This is a genomic window from Corallococcus sp. 4LFB, assembly GCF_046520365.1.
Classification (GTDB): domain Bacteria; phylum Myxococcota; class Myxococcia; order Myxococcales; family Myxococcaceae; genus Corallococcus; species Corallococcus caeni.
In genome coordinates this window covers 1-16,508 of sequence record NZ_JBKGHJ010000155.1, presented here as the reverse complement: position 1 = coordinate 16,508, position 16,508 = coordinate 1, and the positions used below count along the sequence as shown (strand labels likewise).

General features: G+C 70.5%; 10 protein-coding genes, 1 tRNA gene and 1 pseudogene. 5 read left to right on the top strand and 7 right to left on the bottom strand.

Annotated elements, in window-relative coordinates; translation table 11 throughout:
- The 3 genes and pseudogenes from ACLEQD_RS18335 to ACLEQD_RS18325 all read right to left on the bottom strand — a co-directional run.
- Positions 1-5,114 (bottom strand): DNA repair ATPase (locus tag ACLEQD_RS18335; RefSeq protein WP_410385612.1); only part of this gene is annotated, 5,114 nt, incomplete at its 3' end.
- 40 nt (positions 5,115-5,154) lie between these two features.
- Positions 5,155-7,316, bottom strand: a pseudogene (locus ACLEQD_RS18330) (hypothetical protein).
- 117 nt (positions 7,317-7,433) lie between these two features.
- Positions 7,434-8,213 (bottom strand): hypothetical protein, encoded by a 780-nt coding sequence (locus ACLEQD_RS18325; RefSeq protein WP_410385611.1) that lies wholly within the window; start codon positions 8,211-8,213, stop codon positions 7,434-7,436.
- A 161-nt stretch (positions 8,214-8,374) separates the two neighbouring features.
- On the opposite strand from ACLEQD_RS18325, the gene ACLEQD_RS18320 reads away from it, so the two are divergent.
- From ACLEQD_RS18320 to ACLEQD_RS18305, 4 genes are all read left to right on the top strand, one after another.
- Positions 8,375-9,493, top strand: a complete 1,119-nt coding sequence (locus ACLEQD_RS18320) for a DNA topoisomerase IB (protein WP_410385610.1) — start codon at positions 8,375-8,377, stop codon at positions 9,491-9,493.
- A gap of 79 nt (positions 9,494-9,572) precedes the next feature.
- Complete coding sequence (locus ACLEQD_RS18315; RefSeq protein WP_410385609.1) at positions 9,573-10,304, top strand: 2OG-Fe(II) oxygenase; 732 nt, start codon at positions 9,573-9,575, stop codon at positions 10,302-10,304.
- A 113-nt stretch (positions 10,305-10,417) separates the two neighbouring features.
- Complete coding sequence (locus tag ACLEQD_RS18310) at positions 10,418-10,615, top strand: hypothetical protein (RefSeq protein WP_171433003.1); 198 nt, start codon at positions 10,418-10,420, stop codon at positions 10,613-10,615.
- Positions 10,616-10,654: 39 nt separating this feature from the next.
- Positions 10,655-11,719: a patatin-like phospholipase family protein gene (locus ACLEQD_RS18305; protein WP_410385608.1), complete on the top strand. Its 1,065-nt coding sequence runs from the start codon at positions 10,655-10,657 to the stop codon at positions 11,717-11,719.
- A 13-nt stretch (positions 11,720-11,732) separates the two neighbouring features.
- On the opposite strand, the gene ACLEQD_RS18300 is transcribed toward ACLEQD_RS18305, so the two are convergent.
- Both ACLEQD_RS18300 and ACLEQD_RS18295 read right to left on the bottom strand, forming a co-directional pair.
- Positions 11,733-12,944 (bottom strand): alpha/beta fold hydrolase, encoded by a 1,212-nt coding sequence (locus ACLEQD_RS18300; protein ID WP_410385607.1) that lies wholly within the window; start codon positions 12,942-12,944, stop codon positions 11,733-11,735.
- 60 nt (positions 12,945-13,004) lie between these two features.
- Complete coding sequence (locus tag ACLEQD_RS18295) at positions 13,005-13,640, bottom strand: pyridoxamine 5'-phosphate oxidase family protein (RefSeq protein ID WP_410385606.1); 636 nt, start codon at positions 13,638-13,640, stop codon at positions 13,005-13,007.
- A gap of 78 nt (positions 13,641-13,718) precedes the next feature.
- Between ACLEQD_RS18295 and ACLEQD_RS18290 the strand changes: the two genes are divergently transcribed.
- Complete coding sequence (locus ACLEQD_RS18290) at positions 13,719-14,660, top strand: LysR family transcriptional regulator (protein ID WP_410385605.1); 942 nt, start codon at positions 13,719-13,721, stop codon at positions 14,658-14,660.
- A 49-nt stretch (positions 14,661-14,709) separates the two neighbouring features.
- Here the strand turns inward: ACLEQD_RS18290 and ACLEQD_RS18285 are convergent.
- Both ACLEQD_RS18285 and ACLEQD_RS18280 read right to left on the bottom strand, forming a co-directional pair.
- Positions 14,710-14,783 (bottom strand) — tRNA-Met (locus ACLEQD_RS18285).
- Between the two features lie 102 nt (positions 14,784-14,885).
- The gene (locus ACLEQD_RS18280) at positions 14,886-16,439 is read right to left on the bottom strand and encodes a S1 RNA-binding domain-containing protein (protein ID WP_410385604.1); all 1,554 of its coding nucleotides are present in this window, start codon (positions 16,437-16,439) and stop codon (positions 14,886-14,888) included.
- Positions 16,440-16,508: the final 69 nt, after the last annotated feature.

Genomic DNA, 16,508 nt, shown 5'->3' with positions numbered 1-16,508 from the left:
CTGGGCCACTGGGCGCGGCCGGGACGGGACACCTGCACCGGGGCCGGCGGCTTCTGGGCGGCCTCGCGGCCCACGCGGGCCACCTCCAGCACGGCTTCGCGCAGGGCCTCCAGGTGCGGGGCCACGGGCGTGTCCTCGCTGGGGGCGTTCGCCTGCGCGGCGGCCTGCACCACCGCGTCGCGCACGGAGCCCAGCTGCTCCTCGATGGCGCCCAGCTGTCCGGTGACGCGCGCCACGGGGTCGTCCTCCTTGCCCCCCATGCGCTTCACGCGGGCGAAGCCCTGCTTGATCTCCTCCCAGCGCTTCGCCTTCTCCGGCGTCAGGCGCCCGCGCATCTCCTGGAGCTTGAGCAGGTTCTGCTCCGCCGCCGTGGTGAGCGTCTGGGATTCGCCCTGGTAGTGGTCGTCGATGCGGCGCTCCAGCTCGTCGTCCGTCATCGCGGAGACGACCTTCTCCGCCAGCTTGCCCATGTTGCGGTAGCTGCCCTGCAACTTGAACGGCGGCTCCGTCCGGAAGCGCTCGTCCTGCGCGGCGGACGCGATGTACTGGAGGTTCACCTTGAGCAGCACCTGCTGCACGCGGAACAGCCGCTGGAAGACGGCGATGATCTCCTGGAGCTCCGCCGCCGCGTAGCCGTGCTTCAGCTCGCCGGAGGGGACGTCCTCGCCCTTCGCCATCCGGATGAGGCGGTGCACGTCCTGCGGATCGCGCGTGGCCAGCGGCGCCAGCACCGGGTTGGAGGTGAGCGCGTTCTCCAGGTAGCTGAGGGCGAACAGCTCCTCCTTGCCGTCCAGGATGTCGCCCAGGTTGTACGTGTCCGCGCGGTTGGCGAGCATGTCCGGGATGCGGAAGCGCTCGCCCGTCTCCGTGTACGGGTTGCCCGCCATCACCACGCAGAACTTCTTGCCGCGCAGGTCATACGTGCGCGTCTGGCCATTCCAGACACCCTCCACGCGGCGCTGGCCGTCGCACAGGGAGATGAACTTCTGGAGCAGCTCCGGGTCCGTGTGCTGGATGTCGTCGAGGTAGAGCATCACGTTGTTGCCCATCTCGAAGGACAGGTTGATGCGCTCCACCTCCTGCCGCGCGGTGGCGTTGGGCGCCTCAGCGGGGTCCAGCGACTTCACGGCGTGGCCCAGCGCCGGCCCGTTCACCTTCACGAAGGTGAGGCCCAGGCGGCTGGCCACGTACTCCATCAGCGTCGTCTTGCCGTAGCCCGGCGGCGACATGAGCAGCAGCATGCCCATGCGGTCCGTGCGCTTGCCCTCGCCCGCCGCGCCCAGCTGCTTGGCCAGGTTCGCGCCGATGAGCGGCAGGTACACCTCGTCGATGAGCCGGTTGCGCACGAAGCTCGTGAGCACCTTGGGCGTCAGTTCCTCCAGCCGCAGCTTGCGCCGCTCGCGGTCCAGCAGGTCGCGCAGGTACGCGCGGTAGGCCACGTACGCGGGCACGCGCACCTGGCGGAACTCGCCCAGCCGCGCCAGGAACTCGTCCAGGCGCAGGGACAGCTTGCGGTCCTGGATGCGCGGGTGGCTGCCCAGCAGGCCCGTGGCCTCCGTGGCGGTGATGGCGCCCGCCGCGTCGCGGTCCAGCTTGCGCTCCGTGAGGAGCACCACCGCCGTCTCCAGCGCGACGTGGGCCGCCTCGCCCGGGCCGCCCTCGCGCTTCGCGAGGAACGCGTCCACCCAGGCGCGCGCGATGCGCAGGCGCTCCGGCAGGTTCTTCTCCAGGCCGCGCAGGTCGTCGTCGAACGCGGTGCGCGACCCGTGCCGGTCCAGGTGCGCGAGGAAGGCCTCCATCAGCGCCAGCGCCTCGCGGCTGGTGGTGAAGCGCGGGCGGTCCACCGCCAGCTCCTCCACGAGGTAGCGGCCCGCCTGCCGGCCCTCCGCGGGCGAAGCCGTGAGGCCATGCCCCTGGAGGAACGCGAGCACGCGCTCCCCCAGCTCGTCGCCCAGCGCCACCAGGTCGGAGCCGGTGTCGAACGCCTGCCGCAGCCGCGCCAGGCTCCGCGCGCGCCGGTGGAACACGCCCCGGAGCGTGTCGTCCCCGTCGAACGCCCAGTAGAGCGCGGCCCAGGCGCGAGGCACCGGGGCGAAGCGCAGCAGGCCCGCGCCCTGATGCAGCGCGAGCAGCTTCTCGAGAATGGCCGCCGCGTCCGCGTCGTGCACGCCGCGCTCGTAGCCCTCGTCGAAGCGGTCCGCCGCGTACGCGCGCACGCGCTCCAGGAGCTGCCCCTGCGCGCCGGCCTCGTACAGCGCCGCGGGCGTGAGGCCGCCCCTGCCCTCCTCCGCGTCCATCAGCAGCCCGGCGGCCAGGTACTCCGCGCGGTACACGTCGCGCGTCTCGGAGACCAGGTGCTGGTCCCAGAGCTCGCGGTACTTCAAGAGCTCCGGATCCTCCAGCTTCTGGGTGTAGTCGGAGCCGGTGAGCTGGAGGTACAGCGCGCCGTCGCGCGGCACCAGCGTCAGCTCCAGCGGCTGGGTGTTGACGTGGAAGCGGTAGGGCCCCAGCTTGATGAGCCCCTCGCCGCCCTCGAACAGGTCCTGCTTGTCGCGCAGCGCGCGCAGGGCGTCCTGCTTCGCGGACTTCACCCGCGACAGCACCTCATCCGCGCGGACGCTGTCCTGGAGCGCCAGCAGCTGCTCCGCCAGCTGCCGCAGCTTGAGGATCATCGCGTCGGACGCGAAGTAGGCGTTGAGCTCGTCGTCCGCCTTGAACGACTTCGCCCGGCGCTGCACGCCCTGGAGGATGCGCTCCGCCGCGCCGAAGAGGCCCGAGGCCCGGCGCTGCCGCTCGTCCACCAGCGCCTGCTTGCGCGCGCCGAAGGCCTCCAGCAGCTCCTCGCGCTTCTGGGTGATTTGACCCAGGAACTCGTCGAACTCGCCGAAGCGGCCCTCCAGCTCCTCCAGCAGCACGGTGAGCTTGGAGAGCGCCTCGTCGCACTTCTCCGGCGAGTCCGCCTGCGACAGCGCGTTCTCGATGCTCTGGCCCAGCAGCTTGAACTGCGCGCCGAACTCCGCGCGCTTCTCCCTGCCGGACAGCTCCTTGCGCTTCGCCTGGAGCCCCGCGCGCACGCGGTTCAGGCGGCTGAACAGCTCGGAGATGCCCTCGAGGATGCGGGCCCGCGCCAGCGGGTCGCCCACCTGGAGCCCGCCCACCACCTCGCCCAGGACCTCCAGGCCCTGGCCAGTGCGCTCCACGTCCTCGGCCAGCGGGGCCAGCTCCGCCGTCGTGGTCAGCGGCTCCAGCCGCTCCATCAGCCCGTCCAGCCGCGTGGCCAGGGGCTGGAGCGCCTCCCCCTTCTGGAGGAAGTCCACGCACGCGGTGCTCACCGCGTCGGACGCGGCCACCACCGCCTGCTCCAGGGCGTCCACGTGCCCCAGGTCCATGTAGCGCACGTCCTTCAGGGTGATCAGGTGCCCGCGGTGCCGGCGCAGGTCCGCCAGCGCGCGCATGAAGCCCTCCGCGTCCGTGAGCCCCTCTGGCTGCGCGTTGAGCAGCAGCGCCTCCTGCGCCTGCGAGGCCTGCGCGAGCGACTCCTCGGCGCGCTTGCGCATCGCGAGGACCTTCTCGAACTCGTCGATGATGAGCTCGGAGGTGCGGCGCAGCTGCTCGATGGGCTCCTGGAGCCCCACCTCCGCGTGGGACAGCCAGTAGTACGCGTCCAGCGCGCGCGTGGCCGCGGAGACCAGGTCCTCGTAGGTGCGGCGCGTGGGCTTGTCCGTCTTCGCCACGCGCGGCAGCGTCAGGGCGTCGCTGATGCCGCGCACCAGCTCCGCGTTGCCCACCTTGCCCAGGTAGCCCGGCGCCGGGGGCAGCTTCGCCGCGTGCTCGTCGGAGACGAACGGCGTCTGCCACACCTGCATGGGGTGCACGCGGGTGGGCTCCTGCGACGTGGCGCGGAACACCACCAGCCCGCCGTCCGCGAAGAGGCTCATGCCGTTCGCCTGCAGCGGCGTCTGCACCTCCTTGCGCACCAGGTTGTACGGGAAGAGCACGTAGGCGCCGTCGTCCCGGCGGTGGAAGACGTAGAGCACGTCCTCCCCGTTGGGCGAGCGCACGGCCTGGTGGAACTCCATGCCGTCGGACGCGCCGTCGAAGACCTTGTAGTCGCCCGTCTGGAGGTAGTAGCCGCCCGGGAAGACGATGCCCTGGTCCTCCGGCAGCCGCACGCAGGACTGGCCGATGGCGTCGATGCGCACCACGTGCTGGGTGCGCGAGTTGAAGACGAGGTAGCGGTACGCCTTCTCCCGGAACGGCAGGATGCGCAGGAGGATGAGGCCCCCCACCTGCGTCCAGGCGAACTCCGCGTCGTCCAGCGACTGGTCCGGGTCCTCCACCGGCTCGCTGTAGATGCCCCGGCCGGTGGCGGTGTTGTTCTCCACCTTGATGGTGAGGTCGCCCTTCACCGTCTCCACGAAGACCTGATCCAGCACGTTGACGTGCGGGTGCTGGCCCAGCACGTACTGCTCGCGCGAGGCCACCGTCCACTCGAAGTCGTGTGACGGCGGGTAGACGTGGTCGCGCTCGCCCTGGTTGTCCACGTAGGTGGCGCGGCCCTCCACGTCCACGTTGAAGCGGAAGACCTTGAGGTCGCGCGCGGACTGGCCCGTCTGGAACACCGCGAGCAGGCGCGAGTCCCGCCGCCGCAGCTGCAGCAGCTTCGCGTCCTTGTAGTACTTGTACAGCTCGCCAAAGTCCTTCACGAACCGGGGGTCCGCGAGGAAGCCGCCGGCCTCCGTGGGAGGCACGGCGGACAGGTCGAAGCCCTCGGCCGTCTTCTCGAAGCGGTGCAGCGAGAAGACGTCCGAGACGTTCGTCTCCTTCTTCAGGCCGATGAAGACGTTGTAGCCGAAGAGGAGGTACTTCCCGACGCTGACGATGTCGCGGGGGACGCAGTTGTTCTCCGTGCGCACCCGCTCGTTGCCGATGACGGTGAGTTCCGTGCCGCCGAACAGCGCCTTGCGCCGGGCGTTGAGGTCGTTCGCGCGGGTCGCCAGCGCGTCCGCCTGGGAGTGGAGGCGCGCACGGATGACCTCGTAGCTGCCGCCCTCCAGCGTCGCCTCGCCCCCGGGCACCTGGGTGCCCGGGGTCTGGGTGCTGTCAGTTGCCATGGATGTTCACCGGAAAAGGGATTGCGATTGGCGGGACGCTTCAGCCCTGCTGCTTCTGCGCGAGGGCCGCGGCTTCCGACTGCACCAGCGCCTTGAGGCCGGCGGCGGTGGCCTCCGTCGGGTTCACCGACATGCGGTTGAGCAGCGCCGCGACGGCCAGGTTCTGCGCGTCGTTGCTGAGGCCCGGCTTGGAGAGGATCTCCTTGAGGTCCGCCGGCAGGTCCTTCTCACCGTTGAGGTAGCCGCCCAGCGCCTTCTTCAGCGACTCGCCGTGGTCCAGCGCGCCGTCCACCGAGCTGCCGAAGGACACGGCCTTGATGAAGTTCTCGAAGAACTTCCCGTCGCCGCCGACGATCTGGAACTTCGCGTTGCCGAACGCCTGGGCCAGGACCGTGGCCTGGGCCTGCGCGATGTCCTTGCGCACGTTGATGGCGGCCAGCTCCACGTCGCGCTCCTTCTGGAGGCGCAGGCGGTACTCCTCGTGCTCGCGGCCCACTCCGTCCAGGGCCTTCATCGCGGTGGCCTTCTCCGACAGGCCCCGGGCCTCGGCCATCAGCTTCTCCTGGATGGCGTTGGCCTCGGCGAGCAGCTTCTCGCGCGTGGCGAACGCCTCGGCCTCGCCGCGCTTGTGGATGGCGCTGGCTTCCGCCTCCTGCACGCGGCGTTCGCCAGGCCCTTCTGCTCGGAGCCCGCGGCCTCGGCGAGCAGCTTCTCGCGCACCGCGGACGCCTGCGCCTGGCCCTGCTTCTCGATGACGGAGGCCTCGGCCTCCTTCACGCGCACCTGCGCCATGCCCAGCTTCTCCGTGGCGACCGCGTCCGCCTCACGCACGCGCACGCTGGCCAGGCCCGCCGCGGCGGACTCGGCCTGGACGCCCTCGGCCAGCCGCATCTTCGCCTTGGCCTGCTTGTCCGCGGCCTCCAGGTCGGCCTCGGCCAGGGTCAGCTTCTCCTTGGCGAGGAACACGGCGATCTTCGCGCTCGCGTCCGCGGCCGTGACGTCCTTCACGGACGCCTCTTCCGCGTGCGCCTGGGCGGTGATGATGATCGCCTCCTTGGTGCGCTTGGCGTCCGACGTCACGCGCAGGTCCTTGATGTTCTCCTCTTCCTGGGCGACGGTCTTCTCCACCGCGATGCGGGCGCGGACGACGTCGGCGATGGCCTTCTTCTCCGTCTCCAGCGCCTTCTCCTTCGCGATGCGCTGCAGCTCCGTCTCGCGCTCGCGGTTGATGGCCTCCAGGGCGCGGTCCTTCTCCACGCGCTCGGTCTCCACGCCCACCACGCGCTCGCGGTTCTTCTGGGCCACCTGCACCTGGCGCTGCTTGTTCTCCTCGTTGATGGCGATCTCTTCCTCCGCCTTGATGCGCGCCAGCTGCGCCTTGGCGAACTCCTCGCTCTTCACGCGGTCGGCCTCGGCCGTCTCACGCGCCTGGATGCTGTCGATCTCGCGGCGCTGCTTGGCGGCCGCCTCCTCGCGCTGACGCTCGAGGGCGAAGATGGCCTCGTCGGCTTCCACGTTGCGCTTGGTCACCGCCATGCGCTCGGACTGGCGCAGCTCGTTGGTGAAGACGTTCTGCTCGGTGGTGAGCTGGGTGATCTTCCGGATGCCCTGGGCGTCCAGGATGTTGTCCTTGTCCAGCATCTCCACCGGGGTCTGCTCGAGGAAGTCGATGGCGCAGTCCTCCAGCATGTAGCCATTGAGGTCGCGGCCGATGGTCTCCACCACCTTGTCCTTGATCTCGTCGCGCTTGGTGTAGAGCTGCTCGAAGTTGAAGGACTTGCCCACCGTCTTGAGGGCCTCGGAGAACTTGGCCTCGAAGAGGTTCTCCAGCGTCTCCTGATCCGAGGCGCGCGCGCAGCCGATGGACTGGGCCACCTTGAGCACGTCCTCACGCGTCTTGTTCACGCGCACGAAGAAGGTGACCTTGATGTCCGCGCGGATGTTGTCCTGGCAGATGAGGCCTTCCTTGCCGCGGCGGTCGATTTCGACCGTCTTCAGCGAGATGTCCATCACCTCCGCGCGATGGACGATGGGCAGCACCACGGCGCCGGTGAACGTGACCGTGGGCTCGACCTTCATGGTGTTGACGATGAGCACCTTGCCCTGATCCACCTGGCGGTAGAACTTGGCCACGCTGACGAAGATGCCGAAGAGGATGATGATGCCGCCGCCGATGATTGCCGCGATGCTGATGGGATCCATGGCCTATCCTGAGAAGTCCGTTGGGCGGGCCTTGTTCCAAGCACTCGGGGTCCCCCGCGAAAGCCACCCGGTGCCGATTGTCGCGCCCTTCCGGAGGAGCCCGGAGGACGCCAATGTTCATCGCTGGGCGCGGGCTCGCGCGATGGCCGCTGCCTTCAGCGGATCACGCAGCTGCTCCATTTCCTGCGGGAGGAGCCAGTCCACCGGCTCCACCTCGTAGATGCCCCGCTCCGCGTCGTAGCCGAGGATGAGCGCCGGCTGGCCGCGCTTGAGCTGGTTGGGCTTGTCACAGAAGACGTTGAGGATGAGGCCCGCGGCCCCGTCCTCGAAGGTGGCGTGGCCGTCCTTGGCCGTCACGCTGCCGCTGGAGATGGTGCACACGCGGCCCATCAGGGCTTCGCGGCCCGGGGCGCGTTTGGCGATGAAGATGGGGCGCAGGGGCCGCACCGCGAGCCCGCCCGCCACCGTGCCCACCGTCGCGCAGACGAGGCCCAGGCCCGTGCTCACCAGCCACGAGGGCAGCATGGAGAGCGCCCCATGCATGGCCTGTCCGCTGAGCAGCGACAGCGACCACGAGAGGAACACCACCAGGCTCACCGACACCGTGACGGGGATGCCGCCGAAGCCCAGCATCGCGAGCAGGCCCGTAGCGGCCTCCGCGTCGTGCAGGTGCGAGTGGCCCGCGTCGCCGACGTCATGGCCCCCGACGGCCTTCGCGCCGCCCTCGAGCGCGCCGCTCGTCGCCTTGGCGCCGCCCTCCAGGTCCACGTCGCCGTCCAGCAGGTCGACGCCCGCCGCGCCGACGATGACGCACAGCCAGTACGCCAACACCACACCGAGGAGGATGGTGAAGATCGCGGTCGGGAACGCCAGCAGGGCGGCGAGGAAGGTGGTCATGCCTCGGGAATAAATTGGGAGGTGGGAGTCGCAACGAACTCTAAGCGACTGCACCCCCATCCGAAAATGCCACCCGGGGCTTTTCCGGCTGGCTGCTGTCCGTGCCGCCAGGGGGCACCCGGATTGCCGCCCCGGCGTGGACTGCGCACTACAGGGAGGCGATGCCCTCCCATGCCGCCGTATCGGAGTCCCAGCACCCCCGGCCCGCGAGCCGCCGGGGGATGACCCAGCTGGAGCGGCTGCGGCAGGGGGGCCACCGGCGGCTGGGGACGATGAAGCGCGGCTTCCGCTACGTGGACGCGAGGGGCCGGCCGGTCTCTCACTCGGAGCGCGAGCGCATCGACGCGCTGCGGCTGCCGCCCGCCTGGACGGACGTGGCCATCTCGCCGAAGGCGTCCGCGCGCCTCCAGGCGGTGGGCCGCGACGGCGCGGGCCGCTGGCAGTACCGCTACAGCGAGGCGCACACGCAGAAGCAGCGGGATGTGAAGTACCAGCGCATCGTGGGCTTCGCGCAGGCGCTGCCGAAGATGCGGCGCCAGGTGGGCAAGGACCTGCGCAGGCGGGGCCTGGGCCGGGAGCGGGTGCTTGCGGGGATGCTGCGCATCCTGGGGACCTGCTTCATCCGGCCGGGCAGCGAGCGCTACGCGGAGGAGCACGGCAGCTTCGGGCTGGCCACGCTGCGCGCGCGGCACGTGAAGGTGCTGGGCGACACGGTGGTGTTCGACTACCCGGGCAAGTCGGGCGTGCGGCAGCACCGCGAGCTCAAGGACCGGCGCGTGGCGACGCTCGTGCGGCAGCTGTTGAAGGTGCCCGGGCGGGACGTCTTCAAGTTCGTGCTCGACGACGGCGCGGTGGTGGACGTGCGGCGCCGGCACATCAACGAATACATCCAGCAGGTGATGGGCCCGGGCTACAGCGCGAAGGACTTCCGCACCTGGGCCGGCACGCTCATCTGCGCGTGCGCGCTGGCGAGGGCCCGCGAGCGCGTGAAGGAGGACGGCGCCGGCGGCCCGGTGAAGAAGACCGTGCTCAAGAAGAGCATGGTGGCCGCGGTGCGAGAGGCCTCCGAGCAGCTGGGCAACACGCCCGCCGTCGCGAAGGCGTCCTACATCTACCCGTCCGTGCTCGTCCTCTTCGAGCGGGGCCAGGTGGTGGACCGCTACTTCCACTCCGTGGACGAGTTGGCGGCGAGCGCCGGCGAGGGCATGCACTGCTCGGAGAAGGCGCTGCTGCACATGCTGGGCAAGTCGAAGGGCGGCACGAGGCAGGCGTCCGTGTAGCGAGGGGCCTGTCCGGGAGGGAGGCGAGCGGTGGCGGTTCCCCTCTCGCGCGCACCGGGAAGGCGCTAGCGTCCTGCCCGTGCCCGAGTACGTCACCCACCGCGACGCCCTGCCCCGCGCCGAGTTGGAGTCCCTCGCGGATGCCCTGCTCGGCTCCCGCTTCGTCGCGCGCAGCCCGTTGATGGGGACGTTCCGCGCCAGCCGGGGCTTCGCCTTCATCTTCACGCGGGAGGGCCGCGCGACGCTGGAGGCCCGCTTCCCGTTCCTGTCCGTCTACCTGCGCCGCATCCTCGACGCGGACACCGCGCGCGGGCTCCTGCCGTGGACGCAGCGCTGGTTCGGCGGCCGTGACACCCGTCCACGTCCCAATGCGTTCTATCTGAACCTGCTGCTGCTGGACGCGGGCACGCCGGTGGGGCGCCACATCGACGCGACGTTGCAGGAGCCGAGCGGCGTCCCGGACGCGACGCCCGAGCACGTGAGCGTCCTGTACCTGCGGGTGCCACGGGGCGCGCGAGGGGGCGCGCTGCGGCTGCTGCGTGACAACCAGCTCCAGGGCGAGGTGCGCCCCCGGCCGGGCCTGCTGGTCCACTTCCGGGGCAACCTCCAGCACGAGGTCCAGCCCTTCACCGGCGGCCCGGAAGGCGCCCTGCGCGCGAGCCTCGTCTGCGAGCAGTACGCCTTCGCGGAGGACGTGCTCGCCCGCCTCCCCGTGTTCCGCATCCAGTCCAAGGCGGGCTTCTCCGCCTACCTGGAGGCCCAGCGCGAGCGCGACGGCGCGGCCCCTTCCGTGGGAACGCTGGAGGAGTGAGCGCCTGGAGGAGCCCCGCTCCTGGAGCGTGCGGCCACCCGGGCAGACCACCGCTTGCGCCCACCGGCCGCCGTTACAACCCTTGGGGTTCACCTTCACGAGGGAGCACGACCATGGCCGGCAAGAAGTTGGAGGGTTACGGCTCGACCAGCGAGCAGCGCCAGCGCCACCTCGAGAACGACGCCTTTTCCGAGCGGGCGCCGCAGACGCCGGAGGAACTGGAGGAGGCGCGCAGTGATCCGGAGCACGACGGGCACCAGGTGGTGACCATCCACCCGTTGGATTCGGAGCCGCGGGACGACAACCGCTGAGGATCCACCCGCGCCGGGCTGCTAGGGTCCGCGCCCGCGATGAGCCAGAGCCTGACCTTGCTTGCGGGCCCCGACGCCCTGCGCATCCTCCGGGAGCGCGGACTGCGCGCGGAGGACGTGGACATCCTTCCGGGCGCTTCGGGAGGACCGAAGTGGCTGGGCCTGGAGGGAATCGACCGCGTCCTGTTCGGCGAGCTCCTCCAGCAGCCGCGCACCCGGCCGCTGCACCTCATTGGCAGCTCCATCGGGAGCTGGCGGCTGGCGTGCCTGGCGCAGAAGGATCCAGTGGCCGCGCTCAGGCGCTTCGCGGACGCGTACCTGGAGCAGCGCTATCCGCCCAAGCCCCCGCCGTCGCTGGTCAGCGAGGTGAGCGCCACCGTCCTCGAAGCGCTCCTGGGCCCGGACGGCGCGGAGCAGATCCTCACGCACCCGTGGGCGCGGCTGCACGTGGTGACGACCCGGTGCAAGGGCCTGCTGGCGTCGGAGCAATCCAGCGTGCAGCTCGCGGGCTTCGTGCTGGGCGCCCTGGCGAACGCGGTGAGCCGCCGGACGCTCGGGCTCCACATGGAGCGCGTGGTCTTCCACACCGCTGGGGACGCGAGCCCCTTCGCCGGACTCAAGGACCTGCCGTCGGTCCACCGTCCCCTCACCCGCGACAACCTGCGGCCGGCGCTCATCGCGTCGGGCTCCATCCCGCTGGTGCTCGCGGGCGTCCATGACATTCCGGGTGCGCCTGCCGGTACGTACCGGGACGGCGGCGTCGTCGACTACCACCTGGACGTCGACTACGGCACGGGTGATGGACTGGTGCTCTATCCGCACTTCTATCCGTACGTCGTGCCCGGCTGGTTCGACAAGTCGCTCAAGTGGCGCCGCGCGGGGCCGCTCAACTTCCGCCGCGCGCTGATCATCACGCCGTCACCCGCGCATCTGGCGCGGCTGCCCGGTGGACGCATCCCGGACCGTTCCGACTTCACGAACATGAAGGCCGAGGACCGCATCCGCGCGTGGAAGCAGGTGCTGGCCGAGGGCGACCGCATGGCCGACGAGCTGCGCGAGCTGCTCGCCACCGGCCGCATCGCGGATCACGTCCAGGCGCTGTAGCGCGCGGACCCGCTCAGGCGAGCCACGTGCGCAGCGCGGCGTAGACCTCCGGGTGGTCGAGCAGGTCCAGGTGGTTCGCGCCCAGGATGATGCGCTGGTTCGCTTCCGGGAACCGCAGCGTCAGCTCCGGCAGGGCATGGCGTCCGAGCGCGCTGTCCACCGGGACCAGCCCATCACCGGGCAGCCGCTCCGCCATCGCCTTCGCGGTGGTCGCGGCGACCGCGTAGCACTCCACGCCCTCCGGCAGCATGAGGCCGCGACGGGCATCCCCACCCCACCCGAAGCGCTCCCGCCCTTCCCAGTGCGCGTCGAGCACGTTGCCGAAGCGCAGGTCCGTGACCCCGGCACCGCGGATCCGTCCCAGGCGCGCGAACGGCGCGCTGTAGGGACTGAGCTCCAGCAGCACGTCCACCCAGCTTCCACCGCGCTCCAGCGGCGAACCGTGATGGGGCGAACCCAGGCAGACGAGCCTGCGCAGCAAGGGACGCCAGCCATGCCCCGCCGCATCCGCCGTGAGGCACGCGCTCCGGGCCACGAGTCCCCCCATGCTGTGGCCCACGAGCGTCAGCGATTCGAGCGGCACGGGCCAGCAGGACACGAGCTGCTCCAGCAGCTCCGAGAACGCGCGCCCGTTCCGTGAGATGTGCAGGCCGCTGTTGTAGTGGAGGTACACCGGCGTGTAGCCCAGGTCGCGCGCCAGCGCCGCGCCATGGTCATGCCCCCGCCGGTTCCACTGCAGGTCGTTCATCGACGAGCCATGGACCAGCACGAGCAGCCGGCGCCCGGCCCGTGGAAGGGCTTCGCGCAGGGCCCCAGGCTCCAGGAGCAGCGGCTGCCCGTGGACCCGGAACGTCATCGGGATGGCGAGCGGGTTGCCCTCCTCCGCCAGCACATCCCCCAGCACGCCGTTCAGCGCGGAGACCACCGCCTCCCGCTGGGGACCGGGGGCGCTGTCACCCAGCCACGGCGAGAGCTGCGCGAGCGCGGCATCGAGCCCTGCCCCGACGTGCCGGGTGACGCCCTGGAGCGTTCCGTAGATCCACCCCGTCAAGGCCCGCACCGGGCGCTCCAGCGGCCTGCCCAGCACGGCCGGTCCGCTGGCGATCGTGCAGTGCATCTCTTCCACGAGCCCCATCACGCCCCGGGTGGCCTGGACCGCCAGTCGGCTGGCCCCACGCAAGACGTCGGCGTTCTTCCGCACTCCCGGCGATGACTGGCTGCTCATGGCTCACGCCTCCACGGCCAAACCTACCGGACCGTAACCTACCCAACCGTAGGTCCAGCGTCAAACCGGGGACCGCTTCAAGCGCTCCAGCTCCTCGCGCAGGGTGCGGTTCTCGGCGCGGAGCGTGTGGAGTTCGCTCACCGTCGGGCGCATCGCGGCGTCGATTTCGGCCTCGGTGAACCTTGGCGTGATGTGCTGGGGACAGTTCCAGTCGAAGCCTTCGACCTGGAGCACGAAGCCCCGCTCCACCTTCGCGCCGTACCCGGGGACCGCAAGGCGTTCGAGCGTGGCAGCGTCCGTTTCGCGGGTGATGACGGACGCGCGCGCCAGGACCTTCAGTCGCGCCCGGTTCGGGTAGTCCACGAAGATGAGCGCGACCCGGTCGTTCTCGCTGACGTTGCCCACGGAGATGTACTGCTTGTTCCCCCGGTAGTCCGCGAAGCCCAGCGTGTGGGCGTCCAGCACGCGGACGAATCCCTGGGGCCCGCCTCGGTGCTGGATGTAGGGCCAGCCGTTGGAGCCGATGCTCGCCATGTAGAAGCTGTCGCGCCGCGAGAGGAACTCCGCCTCGTCGTCGGTGAGCACATCCGGTGCGTCTCCCGTCCGCTCGACACGGGCGTAGGCCGCGCGGCTCCCGAACTGCTCCTGGAGCGCTTTGACCGCGGGGGTGAAGGCAAGTCTTGCGAATCGTCCCATGGCACTGTTTCTAGCCATCGCTCGACATGAAATAATCAGCCGGTTCCGCAACGCTTCATTGCCAAATTCGCAAGAATCATGGACCAGCTCTTCACGCTTCGAACGTTCGTTGCCGTGGCCAGGCAGGGAAGCTTCACGAGCGCCTCCCGCAGGCTCCGCATCTCGCCTTCCGTGGCGACGCGGGCCATTGCCCGGTTGGAGGAGCGCCTGGGCCTCGCGCTCCTCACCCGCACCACTCGCTCCGTGCGGCTCACCGAGCGCGGTCAGGTCTACCTGGAGAGCTGTCAGCGGTTGCTCGAGGACCTCGACGAGGCCGAGCGCCGCGTCCGGGGCGAGAACGCCGAGCCGCGAGGCGAGCTCAGCCTCTCCGCGCCCATCGTCTTCGGGAGACTCCACGTCCTGCCGGTGGTCCAGGAGCTGCTCGCCGCGCATCCGGCGCTGTCCGTCCGCTTGCACCTGTCGGACCGGAACCAGCACCTCGTGGACGAGGGCATCGACGCGGCCGTGCGCCTGGGGGAGCTGAAGGACAGCGGGCTGATCGCCCTCAAGGTCGGCGCCGTCCGCCGCGTGCTGGTGGCCAGCCCCCAGTACGTGAAGCGGCGAGGGACTCCCCGGTCGCCCGCCGAGCTGATCCGCCACGAGCTGATCGCCTTCGAGAACCTCGACGCGACGAACGAGTGGCGCTTTGGCGAGAAGGAGAAGCCGGTCCGCGTCCAGCCCCGGCTCATCCTGAACAGCGCCGACACGGCCATCGCGGCCGCGGAGCGGGGAATGGGCATCGCGCGCACGCTCTCGTACCAGGTGGCGGACGCCGTGCTCGCGGGACGCCTGGTCCTGCTGCTCGGGGCCTTCGCGCCACCGCCGGTCCCGGTGAGCGTCATCTACCCCGGACGCAGAAGCGGCTCCGCGAACGTGGGCGCGTTCGTCCGCACGGCGCGCAGCCGCTTCGAGGAGCACCCGCTGCTGCCCGTCGAGGCCTGGCGCACGTCCAAGCGCGCACCCCCGGCGAAGCAAGGCTGACGCGGAAAAGAGAAAGGGCCCCGGCGTTTCCACCGGGGCCCTCTCAGAGTTGCGGGGGCAGGATTTGAACCTGCGACCTTCGGGTTATGAGCCCGACGAGCTACCAGGCTGCTCCACCCCGCGGCGAGAACGAGAGGGTAAGTACCGAAGCCACTCGCTACCGTCAACACCTATCTCGGCGCCCCATCGCATTGTCGCGACGAGCGCCGAGATGGCGTGACGCCACTACTTGCCCAGCTTGCTGAGCAGATCCGCGAAGGTGCCGAAGCCCTTCTTGCCGGCGCCCTGCGGCTGCTGCGTCTTCTGCCACGCCTCGACCTCGGCGCGCTCCTCCGCGCGGATGGCGCCGGGGATGGACAGGCGGATCTTCCCGGAGGCGTCGATGTCGATGATCGCCACCTTCAGCTCCTGCCCGATGCTGAAGTGCTTGCGCATGTCCGTGCCGCGATCCGTGCCCGTCTCGCTGGCCGGGATGAGGCCCTTGCCGCCCGGGAACGCCAGGAACACGCCGTAGGGCTCCAGCCGGTCCACCTTGCCGGTGACGACCGCGCCCACCGTGGGACGGGGCGCCGCGGGCTCCCTGGGAGCAGCGGCGGCCTTGGCCTGCTGCGCGGCGCGCTCCTCGGGAGGACGCTGGGCCTCCTCCTCGGAGATGCGGCGCAGGCCGATGCGCTTGTCATTGGGGTCGATCTTCTCGACGGAGACCCAGATGACCTCGCCTTCCTTCACCGCGTCGCGCGGGTGCGCGATGCGCCGGTCGCTCAGCGCGGAGATGTGCACCAGGCCGTCCACGCCCGGGCGCAGCTCCACGAACGCGCCGAAGGGCTGGAGCCGGACGACCTTGCCCTGCAGGCGGTCGCCCTCCTTGATCTCCTCCAGCGCCTTCTTGAACGGATCCTCCTGACGCGAACGCAGCGACAGGGTGATGCGCTCCTTCTGCTTGGCCTTGTCCGGGGAGTTGGGCTGGCCCTCCTCCATGCGGAGGATCTCCACCTCCACCTCGTCGCCCTGCTTCACCACGTCGCTGGGATGCCCGACGCGCGTGTAGGAGAGCTCGGAGACGGGGACCATGCCCTCCACGCCGCCCAGGTCCACGAACACGCCGAAGTCGCGCACGCCAGAGACCTTGCCCTTGACCGTCTTGCCCACGGCCAGATTCTTGCGCGTCTCCGTGGCCAGCCGGCGCTGCTCGTCCTCCAGCAGCGAGCGGCGCGACAGCACCACGTTGCGGTCGCGCACTTCCGTCACGCGGAACTGGAGCTTCTCGCCGATGAACTGATCCGGCTTCTCCACGAAGCGGATGTCCAGCTGGCTGATGGGGCAGAAGGCGCGCGTGTCACCGATGGCGACTTCCACGCCGCCCTTGTTCACGCTGAGGACCATGCCCTCCACCGGCATGCCGGAGGCGCGGGCCTCCGCGAGCATCGCGAAGGACGCGTTGCCCTTGGCCAGCGCGCGGCTGAGCAGGATGCCCCGGGCACCCATCTCCACGACGTGCGCCTCCAGGCGGTCACCCACGCCGAAGCGCAGGATGCCCTCGTCGTCCTTGAGCTCGCGCAGCTCGATCATCGCCTCGGACTTCGCCGAGCCGTCCAGCGACACGAACGCGGTGTCCGCGCCCAGCTGGAAGATGGTGCCGGCGACCTTCTCGCCAAGGCGCACGCCACGGCGGCCGGGAGCCCCGCCGTCCTTGACCTGCGCCTCGAACATGTCCGCGAAGGACTCCGTCTCCGGGACCTCCTCGTACAGGGGGCTGGGGGGCGCGGGAGCCGGCGTCACCGGACGCGGCGCCGGGCCGGCGTGGAGGCGGAGGCCTGCGCGTCGCGCCCGTCTGCTCCGCGGTCGCGG